This is a genomic window from Paracidovorax anthurii (genome assembly GCF_003269065.1).
GTDB classification, from domain to species: domain Bacteria; phylum Pseudomonadota; class Gammaproteobacteria; order Burkholderiales; family Burkholderiaceae_C; genus Paracidovorax; species Paracidovorax anthurii.
Map to the genome: position 1 here is coordinate 104,861 of NZ_QLTA01000007.1, position 17,237 is coordinate 122,097.

Genomic DNA, 17,237 nt, shown 5'->3' on the forward strand with positions numbered 1-17,237 from the left:
TGGGCCGGACGCAAAAAAGGGAGGTTTGCAGCCTATGCGCGCCGCCCCCGCGCCCGGGCCGCCCGTGCGAAGGCCTGCGCCGCCGCGCGAAGCGGCGCCCCGCCCGGGCCCGTCTATGCCCGGGCGGCGCAGGCGGCCTGCGCCGTGATCCAGCCATGGAAGGTGCGCAGGGCCGGGTCCACGAGCGCTTCGGGGCGGTACACGAGCCGGTAGGCCAGCGCCGTGGCGAGCGGCGCCGCCTGCACGCCCACGAGCGCGCGCGTGGCCAGCTCGCGGGCCACGAAGGCGCGCCGCGCCAGCGCGAAGCCCCGGCCCGCGAGCGCCGCCTCGATCGCGCCGTTGGAGCGCGAAAACACCACGCCCTGCTCGCAATCCAGGCCCGCCATGCCCTGGGCCGCGCACCACAGCCGCCAGTCGCCCCGGTGCTCGTCGTGCAGCAGGCGGTCGCTGGTGATGTCGGCCCTGCGCGCCACGCGGCGCGGCGCGATCAGGCGCGGGCTGCACACGGGCACGAGGTCGTCGGCCACCAGGACCTCGGACCGCAGCCCGGGGTACGCGCCGAGCCCGTGGCGCACCGCGAAGTGCACGCCTTCGGCCGCCAGATCGACCAGCCGGTCGGTGGTGCTCACGTGCACGTCGGTATCGGGCGCGAGCCGGTGGAAATCCTGCAGGCGCGGCACGAGCCACTGCACGGCGAAGCCGGGCGTGCAGCTCACGAGCACCGCGCGGCGGCCCTGCACGGACAGGCGCGCGGTGGCGTGGCCGATGAGCGCCAGGGCCTCGCCGCACGCCGCCCGGTAGTCCTGCCCGGCCGCGGTGAGCGCGAGCCCGCGCGGCAGGCGCTCGAACAGCGCGCAGCCGAGGAACTCCTCCAGCTTGCGCAACTGCTGCGACACGGCGCCGGGCGTGACGTGCAGCTCCTGCGCCGCGCCGCGCACGCTCAGGTGGCGCGCGGCGGCCTCGAAGAAACGCACGGCGGTGAGCGGGGGTAGGCGCATGAGGGTTCAGTAGAAATAAACAGTCCGTCAGGATAAATCGTTTGGCTGGGCTGCACGAAGGTTCCGACAATCGCCGCAAGACCGGGGCATGTGCTCCGGGCCGGACACCGCTTTCCCACTGCCAGGGTTTTTTTCATGCCGCCTGCCAGCCTGCTGCGCCTTCTCCTGCTGGCCGCCCTGTGGGGCGGCAGCTTCCTGTTCACCCGCTACACGGTGCCCGTGCTGGGCGCCGTGCCGACCGCTTTCGGGCGCGTGGCGCTGGCCGCGCTGGGGCTCATGGCGCTGCTGGCGCTGCCTCCGCGGCGGCCGGCCTTCCAGGGCCGGCTGGGCGCGGTGCTCGTGCTGGGGGTGGTCAATTCCGGCATTCCGTTCTGCATGTTCGCGCTGGCCGCGCGCGTGCTGCCCGCCGGCTACAGCGCGATGCTGAACGCCACCACGCCGCTCATGGGCGTGCTGATCGGCGCGGCGGTGTTCGGCGAGCGCATCACCGGCGCCGGGGCGGCGGGCGTGCTGCTGGGCATGGCTGGCGTGGCCGTGCTGGCGCAGGCCGGGCCGGTGGCGCTGTCGGCGCCGGTCCTGGCCGGCATCGCGGCGTGCCTCGTGGCGACGGCGTGCTACGGCCTGGCGGGATTTCTCACGCGCCGCTGGATCACGGCGCGCGGCGGGCTCGACAGCCGCATGGTGGCGCTGGGCAGCCAGTGGGGTGCGGTGCTGGTGCTGGCGCCCTGGGCGTTCTGGCAGGCGTGGAGCGAGCCGGGCCTGGCCGCGGCCTGGGTAGGGGCCTCGCCCCGGGTCTGGGGCGCCCTGCTGGCCATGGGCCTGCTGTGCACGGCGCTGGCCTATGTGCTGTATTTCCGGCTGATCGCCGACGTGGGGCCGCTGAAGGCGCTCTCGGTCACCTTCCTGGTGCCGCTCTTCGGGGTGGCCTGGGGCTGGCTGCTGCTGGACGAGGCCGTCACCGGCGCGCACGCGGCCGGCGGCGTGCTGATCGCGCTGGCGCTGTGGCTGGTGCTGCGCCCCGCGCCGCCACGGCCGGGCTGAGGGACGACCCGGAGCCCAACGGTAGCAACGCGTGGTCATAATGCGCGCCATGCCCAACCGCTGGAAACCCAACGTCACCGTGGCCGCCGTCATCGAGCAGGGCGGGCGCTTCCTCCTCGTCGAGGAAGACACGGCCGATGGCCTGCGGCTCAACAACCCGGCCGGGCACCTCGATCCGGGCGAATCGCCCGAGCAGGCCTGCGTGCGCGAGGTGCTGGAGGAGACGGCCCACGACTTCACCGCCTCGGCGCTCGTGGGCGTGTACCTCAACCGCTTCACGCGCACCCGCTCGGGCGACGACATCACCTACCTGCGCTTCGCCTTCACGGGCACGCTGGGCGCGCACCACGCCTGGCGCGCGCTGGACGACGGCATCGTGCGCACCGTGTGGATGACGCCCGACGAGCTGCGCTCCTGCGCCGACCGGCACCGCAGCCCGCTGGTGATGCGCTGCATCGAGGATTACCTCGCCGGACAGCGCCAGCCCCTGGGCCTGATCCACACCGACGCGAGCGTGTTCTCGCCGCGATGACCCGGCGCGGCCCGGGCGTTCCCCGGGGCCGGGCGGCGGGCGCGGCGCCCGAAAAATACAATCCGGGCAATGACATCCACCCCCAAGCAGCGCATCGTCGTCGGCCTCTCCGGCGGCGTGGATTCCGCCGTCACCGCCTATCTCCTGAAGCAGCAGGGCCACGAGGTCGTGGGCATCTTCATGAAGAACTGGGAGGATGACGACGACAGCGAATACTGCTCGTCCAACATCGACTTCGTGGACGCCGCCTCCGTGGCCGACGTGATCGGCATCGAGATCGAGCACGTCAACTTCGCCGCCGAGTACAAGGACCGCGTGTTCGCCGAGTTCCTGCGCGAATACGAGGCCGGCCGCACGCCCAACCCCGACGTGCTGTGCAACGCCGAGATCAAGTTCAAGGCCTTCCTCGACCACGCCATGCGCGTGGGCGCCGAGAAGATCGCCACCGGCCACTACGCGCGCGTGCGCCACAACCCCGCCACCGGCCTGCACGAGCTGCTCAAGGGGCTCGACCCCTCCAAGGACCAGAGCTATTTCCTGCACCGGCTCAACCAGGCGCAGCTCGCGCGCACGCTGTTTCCCGTGGGCGAGCTGCACAAGACCGAGGTGCGTCGCATCGCCGAGGAGATCGGCCTGCCCAACGCGAAGAAGAAGGATTCGACCGGCATCTGCTTCATCGGCGAGCGGCCGTTCCGCGAGTTCCTCAACCGCTACATCCGCCACGCGCCCGGGCCCATCCTGGACGAGCGCGGGCGCAAGCTGGGCCAGCACGTGGGCCTTTCGTTCTATACCCTGGGCCAGCGCCAGGGCCTGGGTATCGGTGGCGTGAAGGACAAGGGTGCGCAGCGCGGCGGCGGCGAGCACGCGCCGTGGTTCGTGGCCCGCAAGGAGGTCGAGAAGAACGTGCTGCGCGTGGTGCAGGGCCACGGCCATCCGTGGCTGCAGTCGCATGCGCTGCAGGCCGCCGACGCGAGCTGGGTGGCCGGCCATCCGCCGGCCCCGGGCGCCTGCGCCGCCAAGACGCGCTACCGCCAGCAGGACGCGGCCTGCACCGTCGCGAGTGCGCAAGGGGCGGACTTCGCGCTCGCTTTCCCCGAGGCGCAGTGGGCCGTCACGCCGGGCCAGAGCGCCGTGCTCTACGACGGCGAGGTCTGCCTGGGCGGCGGCGTGATCACGGCCGCCGACCCCCAGCCATAAGTCCGCCCACGCGCCCCAGAGGGTTTTCACCAGGGCGGGCCCCGCATGCCGGGGCCTGCGGCGGCGCCGCGCTTTGAAAAAGTCTCAACTCCGGCGATCATGTTTTTCACGGCGGAATACGGGGAGACGCTCCTACAGTGTTCTGCCGCTGTGCCGGGCGATGTCGATGCGCCCCGGCGGCGCGCCCGGAAAAACACACCACCCAACGGAGACAAGCGCATGGCCTGGCAGCAAATCTACGACCCTCTCGGCAACATGGTCCTCTCGACCGCCCTCGCGGCGGTCCCGGTGGTGGTCATGCTCGCGGCCCTCGGCTTCTTCCACATCAAGGCGCACATCGCCGCGGGCATGGGGCTCGTCGCCGCGCTGCTCGTGGCGGTCTTCGCCTACGGCATGCCGGTGGACATGGCGGGCCGGGCGGCTTTGCTGGGCGGCTTCACCGGCCTGCTGCCGATCGGCTGGATCGTGCTCAACATCATCTTCCTGCACCAGCTCACCGAGCAGAACGGCAGCTTCAAGGTGCTGCAGGATTCGCTCTCGGGCATCACCGAGGACCGGCGCATCCAGCTCTTGCTGATCGCCTTCTGCTTCGGCGCGTTCTTCGAGGGCGCGGCGGGCTTCGGCACGCCGGTGGCGGTGACGGCGGCGATCCTCATCGGGCTGGGCTTCTCGCCGCTCGCGGCGTCGGGGCTCTCGCTCATCGCGAACACGGCACCGGTGGCCTTCGGGGCGCTGGGCACGCCCATCATCACGCTGGCCAAGGTGCACGGCTACGACGTGATGGAGGTGACGGCCATGGTGGGCCGCCAACTGCCGTTTTTCTCGCTGCTGGTGCCGTTCTGGCTGATCTGGGCCTTCGCGGGGCGTAAGGGCATGTGGGAGATCTGGCCCGCGATCCTGGTCACGGGCGTGTCGTTCGCCGTGCCGCAGTTCCTGGTGTCCAACTTCATCGGGCCGGAGCTGGTGGACATCATCGCGGCCATCGTCTCCATGGCCTGCCTCGTGGGCTTCCTGCGAGTGTGGCGGCCGCGCACGGTGTGGACCTCGCCCTCGCTGCGCGGCCACGACCCCAGCGCCGCCGAGGCCAAGCCGCCGCAGCCGCTGGCGCGGCACACGCGGGCCGAACTCGTGCGCGCCTGGACGCCCTGGGTGATTCTTTCGGTGTTCGTCTTCATCTGGGGCCTGCCGCCCGTGAAGGCCTGGCTCAACAGCCTGTTCGCGCCCGCGTTCCCGATGGCGGGCCTGCACAACCTGATCGAGAAGGTGCCGCCCGTGGTGCCCACGCCCACCAAGGAGGGCGCGGTGTACACGCTGAACCTGCTCTCGGCCACCGGCACGGCCATCCTGCTGTCGGCCGTGGTGAGCGCGATCTTCATGAAATACAACCCGGTGGCGATCGTGGGCACCTTCTTCCGCACGCTGTGGCTGGTGCGCTTCTCGCTGCTCACCATCGTGCTGATGCTCGCGCTGGGCACGCTCACGCGCTATTCGGGCACCGACACCACGCTGGGCCTCGCGTTCGCCAACACGGGCGTGCTGTATCCGTTCTTCGGCACGCTCATGGGCTGGCTGGGCGTGGCGCTCACGGGCTCCGACACGGCATCCAATGTGCTCTTCGGCGGCATGCAGAAGGTGGCGGCCGAGCAGCTGGGCCTGTCGCCCAACCTCATGGGCGCGGCCAACAGCTCGGGCGGCGTGATGGGCAAGATGATCGATGCGCAGTCCATCGTGGTGGCGTCCACGGCCACGCGCTGGTTCAACAAGGAAGGCGAGATCCTGCGCTACGTGTTCTTCCACTCCATCGCGCTGGCCTGCCTCGTGGGCCTGTACGTCACGCTGCAGGCCTACGTGTGGCCCTTCACGCGGATGGTGGTGCACTGACCCCCGTCACGCGGCCGCGGGGGCTGGCCTCACGCGGTTCACCTCCACCGAGATGTGCGCCAGCTCCTCGTGCACGCGCAGCCTGCGCTTGAGGTCGTCGGGCTCCATCTCGCCGGTGGTGGCCAGCGAGACGATGCAGGCGTAGCGGTCGGCGCCCACGCGCCACACGTGCAGGTCGCACAGCGATGCGGGCACCGGGCTGCTGGCCACGGCCTCGCGGATTTCCTGCGCCACCGGCGCATCCATCTCCGCGTCCAGCAGCACGCGGGCGGTGTCGCGCATCAGGCCCAGCGCCCAGATCCCCACGAGCACCGAGCCCGCGATGCCCATGAGCGGATCGAGCCAGGCGGCGTTCCACAGCTTGCCGCCGCACAGCGCGACGATGGCCAGCACCGAGGTGGCGGCATCCGCCACCACGTGCAGGTAGGCCGAGCGCAGGTTCAGGTCGGCGTGCCGCGCGCCGTGGTGTTCGTGGGGATGGCCATGGTCGTGGTCGTGGGAGTGCCCATGCCCGTGTCCGTGTCCGTGTCCATGCCGCAGCAGCCATGCGCAGGCGAGGTTCACCAGCAGCCCGAATGCCGCCAGCGCGATGGCCTGGTCGTAGGCGATGGGCGAGGGCTCCATCAGGCGCGCCACGGACTGGAAGGCCATGAGCAATGCAATGCCCAGCAGCAGGATGGCACTGCTGTAGCCGCCCAGGATCTCGATCTTCCAGGTGCCGAAGGCGAAGCGCTGGTCGCGCTGCAGCCGCCGCGCCGCCGCATAGGCGAGGGCGGAGAGGCCCAGCGCCAGCGCGTGCGAACTCATGTGCCAGCCATCGGCCAGCAGCGCCATGGAGTTGAACCACCAGCCGCCCGCGATCTCCACGGCCATGGTGGATACCGTCAGCCCGATCGCCCAGCGGGCGCCGCGCTCGGCCAGCGGATTGCCCTGCGAGAAAACGTGGTCGTGGTGCCAGCCGTGGGCTGGCGTCTGGGCGGAATGGAGTGAAGATTGCATGGTGGCATACTCTACTCCAGTATGGTTATCGATCCATGAGGGTTCGTAGAATCGGCGCATGGCCCACACCGTCCACGACAAATCCGCGCTGCTCAAGCGCATCCGCCGCATCCAGGGGCAGTCCCAGGCGCTGGAGCGCGCCCTGGAGGAAGAGCAAGGCTGCGCCGAGGTGCTGCAGCAGATCGCGGCGGTGCGGGGCGCGGTGAACGGGCTCATGGCGGCCGTGCTCGAAGGCCAGCTGCGCCACCATCTCGCGGACCCGGAGGCCGATCCGGCGCAGCGCGAGCGCGACCTGCAGGCCGCGATGTCGGCCGTGCGTTCCTACATGAAGTGACGGGGTTCGCCCCCGGGCGGCCTCTGCGGCCTCAGCCGCCGCGCCGCGCGTCGGGATCGCTGGGGCCGTTGCGGTCCGAGAGCACCTCGGCGGGCGGGTCCAGGTCGCCGCTATCGCCGCCTTCCACGGCCCAGGTGCCGCCCGTGCGCCCGGTCTTGCCGCGCGGGTGGCCCATGTCGGTGCCGTCGTCGAAGTTGAGCGGCCCGCCCTCGCGCGGATCGTCGAAGGGCCGGGCGGATATCTCGTCGAGGCCGTCGGAGACGTCGTGCTCCGCGTTCAGCCGGTCGTTGATGTCATCGCCCCGGGTCAGCCCGGCGAGCGGGTCGTCCGAGGGGTCGATGCCGGGGTCGGTATCGGGGTCGGTGGCATGGGGCGTGCGCATGGGAGGCTCCTTCCTGGGCCGTGCCGTGGAATGGCGGCAGTGCCGCCGCGATGCCTCCAGCTTCGCGCGGGGCGCCGGAGCCGGCGGTGGGCCGGGGGCCCGCATGCGGGTAGGAACCGTTCCATGGCCCATACGGTTTCGCCATCAAAAAGATCGCTGCTTCGCTTTGCCGTGCTGCTGCACTGTCTGCCGCTGCGCGCCTTGGTTTGTTCTCTCTTGGATGGCAAACCCGTATCAGCGCGGCGCCTGTCCGAACACGTTGAGCGGAATGCGCAGGTAGGCGATGCCGTTCGCCTCGGCGGGCGGCAGATGCCCGCCGCGCACGTTCACCTGGATGGACGGCAGCAGCAGCGTGGGGGCTTCCAGGGTGGCGTCGCGCGCGCGGCGCAGCGCCACGAAGTCGGCCTCGCTGGCCTCGTTGCCCACGTGCAGGTTGTGCCGGCGCTGCGCCTGCACCGTGGTTTCCCAGCGGGGTTCCCGGCCCTCGGGAGGGTAGTCGTGGCAGACGAACATGCGCGTGTCGCCCGGCAGGGCCAGCAGCCGCTGGATGGAGCGGTACAGCGCGGCCGCGTCGCCGCCGGGAAAGTCCGCGCGCGCCGTGCCCACGTCGGGCAGGAACAGCGTGTCGCCCACGAACACCGCGCCGTCGATCAGATAGGCCATGTCGGCCGGCGTGTGGCCGGGCACGCCGATCGCCCGGGCCTCGGTGGCGCCGATGCGGAACACCTCGCCGTCCTCGAAAAGGTGGTCGAACTGGCCGCCGTCCTGCGCGAGCCCTTCCATGCCGAACAGCGGGCCGAAGGTGTGCTGCACCGTGCGGATGGCCGCGCCGATCGCCACCTGGCCGCCCGCGGCCGCCTGGACGTGGCGCGCGCCCGAGAGGTGGTCGGCGTGGGCGTGCGTCTCCAGGATCCACTGCACCGCCAGGCCCTCGCCGCGCACGTAGGCGAGCAGCCGGTCGGCCGAGGCGGTGTGCGTGCGGCCGGCCTTGGGGTCGTAGTCCAGCACCGGGTCGATCACGGCGGCATGGCGCGTGGCGTGGTCCCACACCACGTACGAGACGGTGCCGGTGGCCGCGTCGAAGAAGGGCTGTACGGTGGTGGCGGGGCCGCGGGAGGCAGGGAGCAGGCGGGAGGGCATGGCGATCTCCGGGTTTTCAGTATGTTGATGAATATTATGTCTTTCGATATATTGATGTCAAACGACGCACCCCGCGAATCCCGGCCATGACCTCTCCTCCCTCCGACCCGCAGGCTTCCCTCGATCCCCAGGCGCTGCGCCAGGCGGCCTCGCAGGCCGTGGCGGCGCTCAAGGTGCTGGCCAACGAAGACCGGCTGCTGCTGCTGTGCCAGCTCTCCCAGGGCGAGATGTGCGTGAGCGACCTGGAGGCGCGCCTCGACATCCGCCAGCCCACCCTGTCGCAGCAGCTCGGCGTGCTGCGCAACCAGGGCGTGGTGGCCACGCGGCGCGAGGGCAAGAACATCCATTACCGCGTGGCCGATCCCGCGCTGCTCGACATCCTGGCGGTGCTCTACCGCCTCTACTGCCCCAAGGAGTGATCCCATGCCCGCCATCGACTGGCCATCCTTCACCCCCGGCGCGGCGCTCGCGGGCGGGGTGCTCATCGGCCTTGCGGCCGGGGCCTTCATGCTGCTGTCGGGCCGCATCGCCGGCATCAGCGGCGTGCTGGGCGGCCTGCTGCGCCCGGCGCGCGGCGACGTGGGCTGGCGCGCTGCATTCGTGATCGGGCTGGTGGCGTCGCCCTGGCTCTATGCCCTGTTCGCCCCCGTGCCGCTGCCGCGCATCGGGGCGGGCACGGGCTGGCTGGTGGCCGCGGGCCTGCTCGTGGGGGTGGGCACGAGGGTGGGCTCGGGCTGCACCAGCGGCCACGGGGTGTGCGGGCTCTCGCGCCTGTCGGGCCGGTCGCTTGCGGCCACGCTGGTGTTCATGCTTGCCGGCATGGCCACGGTGTACGTGCTGCGCCATGTGATGGCGGGGCACGCCTGAGCGCGCCGCAGATTTGCACCCTGGAAAGGACCGGATGATGTGGAACGTTTTCGTGGCCCTGGGCGTGGGCCTGCTTTTCGGCCTGGGGCTGATCGTCTCGGGCATGGCCGATCCGGCCAAGGTGCTCGGGTTTCTCGACGTCGCGGGCCCCTGGGACCCCTCGCTCGCCTTCGTGATGGGCGGGGCTGTGGGCGTGGGCCTCGTGGCCTTCGCGGTGGCGCGGCGGCGGGCGCGCACGCTGCGCGGCACGCCCCTGCACCTGCCGGCCGCGCGCGGCGTGGATGCGCGGCTGCTGGGCGGCGCTCTGCTCTTCGGCATCGGCTGGGGGCTGGCGGGCTTTTGCCCCGGCCCCGCGTTGGTGGCGCTGGGCATGGGCGAGCGCGGTGCGCTGGTGTTCGTGGCGGCCATGGTGGCGGGCATGGCGCTGTTCGAGGGGCTGGAGCGCCTGCGGCCGCGCCGCTGACACGCCGGAGGTGCCCATGCTGCCGCACGATGTCCTCGCATCCGGTGTCCCTGCCTGGATGGGCGCCGTGGCAACGCTGGCCGTGCCCCTGGCCTACGAGGCCTGGTCCGCCGCGGTGTCCCGGCGCCATCCCGGAACGCGCGCCCGCGGGGCCCATGCCCGCCTGCGCACCGATTGGCTGGATGCCGTGTCGGCCCAGCCCGGCTCGGAGATACTGGCCGTGCAGACGCTGCGCAACGCCCTCATGTCGGCCACCATGGCGGCGTCCACGGCGATGCTGGGCCTGATGGGCGCGGTCGGCATTGCCGCGCCCTCGCTGCGCGCCTTGCTCCAGGGCGGGGCGGATGCGCGGGGTGCCGCCGGCGCGCCAGGGGTCCTGCTGGAAGTGGCGCTGCTGACCTTGCTGTGCGCGTCACTCACCGCGCTCGTGATGGCCGTGCGCCACTACCACCATGCGGGCTTCGTGGCCGGCATGCCGGTCGGCTCGCCCGCGCGGCTGCGCTGGACGCCTGCCGGGCAGGACCACCTGCGCAAGGCGGGCGGCTTCTACAGCCGGGGGCTGCGCTGGCTGGTGTTCGTGGTGCCCGTGATCGGCGGCCTGCTGCATCCGGCGATGGGACCGCTGGTGGCCGTGGCGCTGGTGGCGGGGCTGGTGCGCTGGGACGCCGCAGGCACCACGGACTGACGGCCTGCGCAGGCCGAGAAGCACCGCGTCGTTTCTGGACGCGGGCCCCTGCCCCTAAAAAGTCTATTGGCCCGACTCAGAACGGGATGTCGTCGTCCATGTCGTCGAAGCCCGAGGCCGCGCGCGGCGGCTGGGCCACGGGTGCCGGTGCGGGGGCCGGGCGCGGGGCCGGCCGGGGCGCCGCGGCGGCGGGGGGCGGAGCCGGGCGGCGCGCGGGGGCGCTGTCGTAGCCGCCGTCGTTGCTGCCGTAGCCGCTGTCCTCGTAGCCGCCCTGGCCGCCACCCGGGCCGCCCATGCCCTGGCGGCTGCCCAGCATTTGCATGGTGTCGGCGCGGATTTCGGTGGTGTACTTTTCCTGGCCGGTCTGGTCCGTCCACTTGCGGGTGCGCAGGCTGCCTTCCACATAGACCTGCGAGCCCTTGCGCAGGTACTGGCCCACGATCTCGGCCAGGCGGCCGTTGAACACCACGCGGTGCCACTCGGTGGCTTCCTTGTTCTCGCCGCTGTTCTTGTCGCGCCAGCGGTCGGTGGTGGCGATGGTGACGTTGGCGACCTGGTCGCCGCTCGGGAAGGTGCGCATCTCGGGGTCGCGCCCGAGGTTGCCGACGATGATGACTTTGTTGACGGATGCCATGGCGGTGAGGGGCCTGTAGAGAATGGTGGTGAAGAGGCACTACGGCCTGCGCGGCGCCGGGGGCCGCGTGGGAGAGCGGGGATTGTGCCCCAAGCCGCCCGGGCCGTGCGCGCTCCGGCGGCCATGCCCGCGGGCGCGGCGTGGAACAATGGCCCGCCGCCATCCTCCGCGGATCTTCCGCCTGCCCGCCCATGCAAAGAGAACCCGATTTCCTGGACAACCTCCGCTCGGAGCTGCGCGACGGCCGCCGCTGGATGGAGCGCAGCATCGTGCTGGCCTACGCGGTGGCGGCGGGCCTGTGCGTGGTGGCGTTCACGCTGGTGGCCGAGTGGGCGTTCGAGGTCTTCCAGAAGGTCTATCACTGGCAGGGCGGCTGGGCCGTGCTGGTGTGGACGCCCGCCATCACGGCGGCCGTGGTGTGGGCCACCCGGCGCTGGGCGCCCAGCGCCGCGGGCTCGGGCATTCCGCAGGTGGTCGCCGCGCTGGAGCCGGGCCTGACCACGCCGCAGCGCGGCCGCTTCGTGTCGCTGCGGCTCTCGCTCGCCAAGATCGTGCTGACCGGCATGGCCTTTCTCGCCGGGCTGTCCACCGGCCGCGAGGGGCCGTCGGTGCAGGTGGCGGCGGGGGTGATGCACCATGCGCGGCGCTGGTTCGGCCCGCGCTCGGGCATCACGGCCCATGCGCTGCTGGTGGCGGGCGGGGCGGCGGGCATCGCGGCGGCCTTCAATGCGCCGCTGGCGGGGGTGGTGTTCGCCATCGAGGAGCTGTCGCGCAAGCTCGAATCGCGCAGCAGCGGCCTCATCATCGCGGCCATCGTGCTGTCGGGGCTCATGGGGGTGTCGGTGTTCGGCAATCTCAGCTACTTCGGCCGCATCCAGGTGCCGCGCTTGGGCTGGGACGCGCTGCTGCCGGGTTTGGGCGTGGCGCTGGCCTGCGGCGTGCTCGGCGGCCTGTTCGCCAAGCTCATGGCGATCTCGCTCACGGGGGCGCCCGACCGCTTCAACCGCTGGCGCGCGCGCTGGCCCGTCCGCTTCGCGGCGGCGGGCGGGCTGGCGGTGGCGGTGATCGGCCTCGTGACGGGCGGCGCCACCTTCGGCGCGGGGTCGGAGGCGGTCAAGCACATGCTGGCGGGCCAGGCCGACGTGCCGGCCTTCTACGTGACGCTGAAGTTCATCGCCACGTGGCTCTCGGCCTGGGTGGGCGTGCCGGGCGGCATCTTCGCGCCCTCGCTCTCGATTGGCGCGGGCGTGGGGCACAACGTGGCGCTGTTGGCGGGCGGCGACATCGCTCCGGCCCTGATCGCGATGGGCATGGCCGCGTTTCTGGCGGCGGTGACGCAGGCGCCGCTCACGGCCTTCATCATCGTGATGGAGATGGTGGACGGGCACGCGCTGGTGCTGAGCCTCATGGCCTCGGCCATGCTCGCGAGCCTGGTGTCGCGCATGGTGGCGCGGCCACTTTATGAAACGCTGGCGGCCGCCATGCTGAGCGCCGCGCACCTGCCCGAGGCGCCCGCCGCCCCGGTGGACACCTCTCCGCCGCCGAGGCCGTGAATACCGCGGCGGCTACCGGGCGCGCGTGCCCTGCCGCGCCACGGGCCGCATGCCCCAGGCCGCGGCCAGCCACGCAAGGCACAGCAGCGCCGTGACCGCGAAGAGGCTGGGCGCGCCGCCCCAGCGCACCAGCGCGCCGCCCAGCGCGCCGCCCGCGAACAGGCCCAGCGACTGCAGGGTGTTGTAGGCGCCCAGGGCCGCGCCGCGCACGGCCGGCGGCGCGGTGCGCGAGACGAGGCTGGGCTGGCTGGCCTCCAGCGCGTTGAAGCCGCAGAAAAAGAGGAACAGCAGCCCGCCCAGGGCCCACAGGCCCGGCGGCGTGCCGGCCGCGGCGAGGGCGCCCAGCCCCGCCTGCACCAGCAGCACGAGGCCGATCGCGCCCAGCAGCGCGCCGCGCAGCCGCCCGGCGCGCTCCAGCGCGAACAGCCCGCCCATGGCGGCGAAGGACAGCACCACGGCCGGCAGGTAGAGGTGCCAGTGGTCGCTCTTGGGCAGGCCGGCCTGCACGAGCAGGGCGGGCACGGCCACCCACATCGAGAGCTGCACGGTGTGCAGCACGAACACGCCCAGGTTCAGGCGCAGCAGGTCGGCGTGGCGCCACACGTCGGCGAGGCGCCCGCGCGGCGCGTCGGCATGGCGCGCGGGCTCGGGTGGCACCACCCAGAGCACCACGGCGATGCCGGCCAGCGCCAGCAGGCCGGTGAGGCCGAAGATGCCGGGCAGGCCGAAGCGCGCCGCCAGCGGCGGGCCGGCCACGAGCGCCACGGCGAACATGAGCCCGATGCTGCCGCCCACGAGGGCCATGGCCTTGGTGCGCACGCCGTCGCGCGTCTGGTCGGCCAGCAGTGCGGTGACGGCGGCGGAGACGGCCCCCGCGCCCTGCAGCGCCCGGCCCGCGAGCAGCCCCGTGAGCGAGTCGGCCAACGCCGCCAGCAGGCTGCCGGCCGCGAACACGAGCAGCCCCAGCACGATGACGCGCTTGCGCCCGAAGCGGTCGGAGGCCATGCCCAGCGGCAGCTGCAGCACGGCCTGGGTGAGTCCGTAGATGCCCATCGCCAGCCCCACCAGGGCCGGGTCGTCGCCCCCGGGGTACTTGCGCGCCTCCAGCGCGAACACCGGCAGCACCAGGAAGAGCCCCAGCATGCGCAGGGCGAAGATGAGCGCCAGCGCCAGGCTGGAGCGGCGCTCCAGCGGAGTCATGGTGGTGGCGGGGTGGGGGCCGCTGGACGGTGGCGAGGGCGGCGAGGTTTCCGGCACGGCAGTGGGCAAGGGAGTGCGAGCGATGGGACAGGACGGGAAGGGCGATTCTCGCCCATCGGCCCCGGGCCGCCTTCCCGGCCGCGCCGCTGCGGCGAAAGGGCCGCTCGCCTATCATGGTGGGTTTCCCCGCCCGGAGCCGATTCCCGTGACCGAGCCCACAGCCCCCGATGATTCGCGCCCCGATGGAGACGGGGCCTACCTGGCGCACGCCCTGCGCGAGGCGCGCATCAGCATCCGCGGCGCGCGCACCCACAACCTCCAGAACATCGACCTCGACATCCCGCGCAACCGGCTGGTGGTGATCACCGGGCTGTCGGGCTCGGGCAAGTCGAGCCTCGCGTTCGACACGCTCTATGCCGAGGGCCAGCGGCGCTACGTGGAGAGCCTCTCGGCCTATGCGCGGCAGTTCCTCGGGCGGCTGGACAAGCCCGACGTCGATCTGATCGAGGGCCTGTCGCCGGCCATCAGCATCGAGCAGAAGGCCACGAGCCACAACCCGCGCTCCACCGTGGGCACGGTGACCGAGATCCACGACTACCTGCGCCTGCTCTATGCGCGCGCCGGCACGCCCTATTGCCCCGACCACGGCCTGCCGCTCGCGGCGCAGACGGTGAGCCAGATGGTGGACGCCGTGCTGGCGCTGCCCGAGGACACGCGCCTGATGGTGCTGGCCCCGGTGGCGCGCGACCGCAAGGGCGAGTTCGCCGAGCTGTTCGCGCAGATGCAGGCGCTGGGCTACGTGCGCTTTCGCGTGGACGGCGCGATCCTGGAGCACGAGAACCTGCCGCCGCTCAAGAAGACCGAGAAGCACGACATCGACGTGGTGATCGACCGCCTCAAGGTGCGCCCCGACGCCAAGAGCGCCCCGGAGGCCGCGCCGCAAGCCAGTGTCGGGAGCGGCCCGGCGGCGGGCCTGAGGCAGCGCCTCGCCGAGAGCATCGAGGCGGCGCTGCGCATCGGCCAGCAGGCGGGCGACGCCAACGGCCGCGTGCTGGTGCTGGAGATGGACTCGGGCCGCGAGCACCTGTTTTCCAGCCGCTTCGCCTGCCCCGTGTGCAGCTATTCGCTGCCCGAGCTGGAGCCGCGCCTTTTCTCGTTCAACGCGCCCATGGGGGCCTGCCCGGCCTGCGACGGCCTGGGCCAGCAGGAGGTGTTCGACGCGGCGCGCGTGGTGGCCTTCCCGTCCCTGAGCCTCGCGAGCGGCGCCATCAAGGGCTGGGACCGGCGCAACGGCTATTACTTCGCCATGCTGGAGAGTCTGGGCCGGCACTACGGCTTCGACGTGGAGGCGCCCTTCGAGTCGCTGCCCGAGCGGGTGCGCCACGCGGTGCTGTACGGCTCGGGCGAGGAAGAGATCGCCTTCAGCTACATCCTCGACAGCGGCGCCAGCAAGGGCAAGGCGGTGGTCAAGCAGCATCCGTTCGAGGGCATCCTGCCCAATATGGCGCGGCGCTGGCGCGAGACCGATTCGGCCGTGGTGCGCGAGGATCTCGCGCGCCTGCGCAGCACCCAGCCCTGCCCGGAATGCCACGGCACGCGCCTGCGCCGCGAGGCGCGCCACGTGAAGGTGGGCGAGGGCGAGCAGGCCCGCGCCATCTACGAGGTGAGCCGCGCCACGCTGGCCGACGCGCATGCGTGGTTCGGCGCGCTGCGCCTCTCGGGCGCCAAGGCCGGCATCGCCGACAAGGTGGTGCGCGAGATCACCGCGCGGCTCACGTTCCTGAACGACGTGGGGCTCAACTACCTGAGCCTGGACCGCAGCGCCGAGACGCTCTCGGGCGGCGAGGCGCAGCGCATCCGCCTGGCCAGCCAGATCGGCTCGGGCCTCACGGGCGTGATGTACGTGCTCGACGAGCCCAGCATCGGCCTGCACCAGCGCGACAACGACCGCCTGATCGCCACGCTGCGGCACCTGCGCGACCTCGGCAACAGCGTGATCGTGGTGGAGCACGACGAGGACATGATCCGCGCGGCAGACCACTGCGTGGACATGGGCCCGGGCGCGGGCGTGCACGGCGGGCGCGTGATGGCGCAGGGCACGCACGCCGAGCTGTGCGCCAACGCGGCGTCGCTCACCGGCCAGTACCTCTGCGGCGCCCGGACCATTCCCGTGCCCGCGCGGCGCACGCCCTGGCTGCCGGTGGTGGAGGCGGCGGCCGAGCCCGCGCCGGCGAGGAAGGGCAAGCCGCGCTTTCCGGAGTCCGACGCCAGCCGCCGCCGGGCCGAGCGCATCGCCGGGCACCGCGCCACCCAGGGCGCGCTGCAGGCCCTGCGCGTGATCGGCGCCACGGGCCACAACCTGAAGGGTGTGGGCGTGGAGTTTCCCGTGGGGCTCTTCACCTGCGTGACGGGCGTGTCGGGCTCGGGCAAGAGCACGCTGGTCAACGACACGCTGCATGCCGCCGTGGCGCGCCAGCTCTACCGCGCGCACGAGGAGCCCGCGCCGCACGATGCCATCGAGGGCATCGAGTACTTCGACAAGGTCATCAACGTCGATCAGAGCCCCATCGGCCGCACGCCGCGCAGCAACCCGGCCACGTACACGGGCCTGTTCACGCCCATCCGCGAGCTGATGGCCGAGACGAACACCGCGAAAGAGCGCGGCTACGGCCCCGGGCGCTTTTCCTTCAACGTGGCCGGCGGGCGCTGCGAGGCCTGCCAGGGCGACGGCGTGGTGAAGGTGGAGATGCACTTCCTGCCCGACGTGTACGTGCCCTGCGACGTGTGCCACGGCCAGCGCTACAACCGCGAGACGCTGGAGGTGCAGTGGAAGGGCCGCAACATCGCCCAGGTGCTCGACCTCACGGTGGAGGACGCGTACGCCTTCTTCCAGGACGTGCCGGCCATCGCGCGCAAGCTGCAGACGCTGCTGGACGTGGGCCTGTCGTACCTGCGCCTGGGCCAGAGCGCGACCACGCTCTCGGGCGGCGAGGCGCAGCGCGTGAAGCTCGCGCAGGAGCTTTCCCGGCGCGACACCGGCCGCACGCTCTACATCCTGGACGAACCCACCACGGGCCTGCACTTCGCCGACATCGATCTGCTGCTGCGCGTGCTGCACCAGCTGCGCGACGCGGGCAACACCATCATCGTCATCGAGCACAACCTCGACGTCATCAAGACGGCCGACTGGCTCATCGACATGGGCCCCGAGGGCGGGGCCGGCGGCGGCACGGTGGTGGCCGAGGGCACGCCCGAGGAGGTGGCCGCGAATCCCGCCAGCCACACGGGCCGCTACCTGGCGCCCTACCTGGCCCGGGGCCGTGCCTGAGAG

General features: G+C 72.1%; 17 protein-coding genes. 11 read left to right on the plus strand and 6 right to left on the minus strand.

Annotated elements, in window-relative coordinates; all coding sequences use genetic code 11:
* Positions 1-113: 113 nt before the first annotated feature.
* Positions 114-998: a LysR substrate-binding domain-containing protein gene (locus tag AX018_RS05580; RefSeq protein ID WP_111876316.1), complete on the minus strand. Its 885-nt coding sequence runs from the start codon at positions 996-998 to the stop codon at positions 114-116.
* A 135-nt stretch (positions 999-1,133) separates the two neighbouring features.
* On the opposite strand from AX018_RS05580, the gene AX018_RS05585 reads away from it, so the two are divergent.
* From AX018_RS05585 to AX018_RS05600, 4 genes are all read left to right on the plus strand, one after another.
* On the plus strand, positions 1,134-2,039 hold the full coding sequence (locus tag AX018_RS05585) for a DMT family transporter (protein ID WP_111876317.1): 906 nt from the start codon (positions 1,134-1,136) through the stop codon (positions 2,037-2,039).
* Positions 2,040-2,088: 49 nt separating this feature from the next.
* A complete protein-coding gene (locus tag AX018_RS05590) occupies positions 2,089-2,571 on the plus strand; it encodes an NUDIX hydrolase (RefSeq protein WP_111876319.1) in 483 nt (160 codons plus the stop codon).
* 69 nt (positions 2,572-2,640) lie between these two features.
* Positions 2,641-3,768, plus strand: coding sequence for a tRNA 2-thiouridine(34) synthase MnmA (gene mnmA, locus AX018_RS05595; RefSeq protein ID WP_111876320.1), 1,128 nt, complete (start codon positions 2,641-2,643; stop codon positions 3,766-3,768).
* Between the two features lie 219 nt (positions 3,769-3,987).
* On the plus strand, positions 3,988-5,649 hold the full coding sequence (locus tag AX018_RS05600; RefSeq protein WP_111876321.1) for an L-lactate permease: 1,662 nt from the start codon (positions 3,988-3,990) through the stop codon (positions 5,647-5,649).
* A gap of 6 nt (positions 5,650-5,655) precedes the next feature.
* On the opposite strand, the gene dmeF is transcribed toward AX018_RS05600, so the two are convergent.
* Positions 5,656-6,648 (minus strand): CDF family Co(II)/Ni(II) efflux transporter DmeF, encoded by a 993-nt coding sequence (gene dmeF / locus AX018_RS05605; RefSeq protein ID WP_111876322.1) that lies wholly within the window; start codon positions 6,646-6,648, stop codon positions 5,656-5,658.
* A gap of 58 nt (positions 6,649-6,706) precedes the next feature.
* Here dmeF and AX018_RS05610 point away from each other — a divergent pair, with 58 nt between their 5' ends.
* Complete coding sequence (locus tag AX018_RS05610) at positions 6,707-6,982, plus strand: metal/formaldehyde-sensitive transcriptional repressor (RefSeq protein WP_111876323.1); 276 nt, start codon at positions 6,707-6,709, stop codon at positions 6,980-6,982.
* A 31-nt stretch (positions 6,983-7,013) separates the two neighbouring features.
* On the opposite strand, the gene AX018_RS05615 is transcribed toward AX018_RS05610, so the two are convergent.
* Both AX018_RS05615 and AX018_RS05620 read right to left on the minus strand, forming a co-directional pair.
* Positions 7,014-7,364: a serine/threonine protein kinase gene (locus AX018_RS05615; RefSeq protein WP_111876324.1), complete on the minus strand. Its 351-nt coding sequence runs from the start codon at positions 7,362-7,364 to the stop codon at positions 7,014-7,016.
* 234 nt (positions 7,365-7,598) lie between these two features.
* Positions 7,599-8,504, minus strand: coding sequence for an MBL fold metallo-hydrolase (locus AX018_RS05620; RefSeq protein ID WP_111876325.1), 906 nt, complete (start codon positions 8,502-8,504; stop codon positions 7,599-7,601).
* Positions 8,505-8,590: 86 nt separating this feature from the next.
* Here AX018_RS05620 and AX018_RS05625 point away from each other — a divergent pair, with 86 nt between their 5' ends.
* The 4 genes from AX018_RS05625 to AX018_RS05640 are packed head-to-tail and all read left to right on the plus strand — an operon-like array spanning position 8,591 to position 10,519.
* Positions 8,591-8,923 carry an ArsR/SmtB family transcription factor gene (locus AX018_RS05625; protein ID WP_111876326.1) on the plus strand — a complete coding sequence of 111 codons (333 nt, stop codon included), beginning with the start codon at positions 8,591-8,593 and terminating at the stop codon, positions 8,921-8,923.
* A gap of 4 nt (positions 8,924-8,927) precedes the next feature.
* Positions 8,928-9,371 (plus strand): YeeE/YedE family protein, encoded by a 444-nt coding sequence (locus AX018_RS05630; protein WP_111876327.1) that lies wholly within the window; start codon positions 8,928-8,930, stop codon positions 9,369-9,371.
* A gap of 37 nt (positions 9,372-9,408) precedes the next feature.
* Complete coding sequence (locus AX018_RS05635; protein WP_111876347.1) at positions 9,409-9,834, plus strand: DUF6691 family protein; 426 nt, start codon at positions 9,409-9,411, stop codon at positions 9,832-9,834.
* Positions 9,835-9,850: 16 nt separating this feature from the next.
* Positions 9,851-10,519, plus strand: a complete 669-nt coding sequence (locus AX018_RS05640) for a DUF599 domain-containing protein (RefSeq protein WP_111876328.1) — start codon at positions 9,851-9,853, stop codon at positions 10,517-10,519.
* 76 nt (positions 10,520-10,595) lie between these two features.
* Here the strand turns inward: AX018_RS05640 and ssb are convergent, their stop codons facing one another.
* Positions 10,596-11,153 carry a single-stranded DNA-binding protein gene (gene ssb / locus AX018_RS05645; protein ID WP_111876329.1) on the minus strand — a complete coding sequence of 186 codons (558 nt, stop codon included), beginning with the start codon at positions 11,151-11,153 and terminating at the stop codon, positions 10,596-10,598.
* Positions 11,154-11,344: 191 nt separating this feature from the next.
* On the opposite strand from ssb, the gene AX018_RS05650 reads away from it, so the two are divergent.
* On the plus strand, positions 11,345-12,706 hold the full coding sequence (locus tag AX018_RS05650) for a chloride channel protein (RefSeq protein ID WP_111876330.1): 1,362 nt from the start codon (positions 11,345-11,347) through the stop codon (positions 12,704-12,706).
* Positions 12,707-12,718: 12 nt separating this feature from the next.
* On the opposite strand, the gene AX018_RS05655 is transcribed toward AX018_RS05650, so the two are convergent.
* A complete protein-coding gene (locus AX018_RS05655; RefSeq protein ID WP_111876331.1) occupies positions 12,719-13,906 on the minus strand; it encodes an MFS transporter in 1,188 nt (395 codons plus the stop codon).
* Between the two features lie 205 nt (positions 13,907-14,111).
* On the opposite strand from AX018_RS05655, the gene uvrA reads away from it, so the two are divergent.
* Complete coding sequence (gene uvrA, locus AX018_RS05660) at positions 14,112-17,234, plus strand: excinuclease ABC subunit UvrA (protein ID WP_111876332.1); 3,123 nt, start codon at positions 14,112-14,114, stop codon at positions 17,232-17,234.
* Positions 17,235-17,237 lie beyond the last annotated feature (3 nt).

Bases quoted from the DNA above. Each gene is read 5' to 3' on its own strand.
- AX018_RS05620 (WP_111876325.1), bottom strand. From the start codon at position 8,504: ATGCCCTCCCGCCTGCTCCCTGCCTCCCGCGGCCCCGCCACCACCGTA.
- AX018_RS05650 (WP_111876330.1), top strand. From the start codon at position 11,345: ATGCAAAGAGAACCCGATTTCCTGGACAACCTCCGCTCGGAGCTGCGC.
- AX018_RS05655 (WP_111876331.1), bottom strand. From the start codon at position 13,906: ATGACTCCGCTGGAGCGCCGCTCCAGCCTGGCGCTGGCGCTCATCTTC.
- ssb (WP_111876329.1), bottom strand. From the start codon at position 11,153: ATGGCATCCGTCAACAAAGTCATCATCGTCGGCAACCTCGGGCGCGAC.
- AX018_RS05585 (WP_111876317.1), top strand. From the start codon at position 1,134: ATGCCGCCTGCCAGCCTGCTGCGCCTTCTCCTGCTGGCCGCCCTGTGG.
- dmeF (WP_111876322.1), bottom strand. From the start codon at position 6,648: ATGCAATCTTCACTCCATTCCGCCCAGACGCCAGCCCACGGCTGGCAC.
- AX018_RS05610 (WP_111876323.1), top strand. From the start codon at position 6,707: ATGGCCCACACCGTCCACGACAAATCCGCGCTGCTCAAGCGCATCCGC.
- AX018_RS05580 (WP_111876316.1), bottom strand. From the start codon at position 998: ATGCGCCTACCCCCGCTCACCGCCGTGCGTTTCTTCGAGGCCGCCGCG.
- AX018_RS05635 (WP_111876347.1), top strand. From the start codon at position 9,409: ATGTGGAACGTTTTCGTGGCCCTGGGCGTGGGCCTGCTTTTCGGCCTG.
- AX018_RS05640 (WP_111876328.1), top strand. From the start codon at position 9,851: ATGCTGCCGCACGATGTCCTCGCATCCGGTGTCCCTGCCTGGATGGGC.
- AX018_RS05615 (WP_111876324.1), bottom strand. From the start codon at position 7,364: ATGCGCACGCCCCATGCCACCGACCCCGATACCGACCCCGGCATCGAC.
- AX018_RS05625 (WP_111876326.1), top strand. From the start codon at position 8,591: ATGACCTCTCCTCCCTCCGACCCGCAGGCTTCCCTCGATCCCCAGGCG.
- mnmA (WP_111876320.1), top strand. From the start codon at position 2,641: ATGACATCCACCCCCAAGCAGCGCATCGTCGTCGGCCTCTCCGGCGGC.
- AX018_RS05630 (WP_111876327.1), top strand. From the start codon at position 8,928: ATGCCCGCCATCGACTGGCCATCCTTCACCCCCGGCGCGGCGCTCGCG.
- AX018_RS05600 (WP_111876321.1), top strand. From the start codon at position 3,988: ATGGCCTGGCAGCAAATCTACGACCCTCTCGGCAACATGGTCCTCTCG.
- AX018_RS05590 (WP_111876319.1), top strand. From the start codon at position 2,089: ATGCCCAACCGCTGGAAACCCAACGTCACCGTGGCCGCCGTCATCGAG.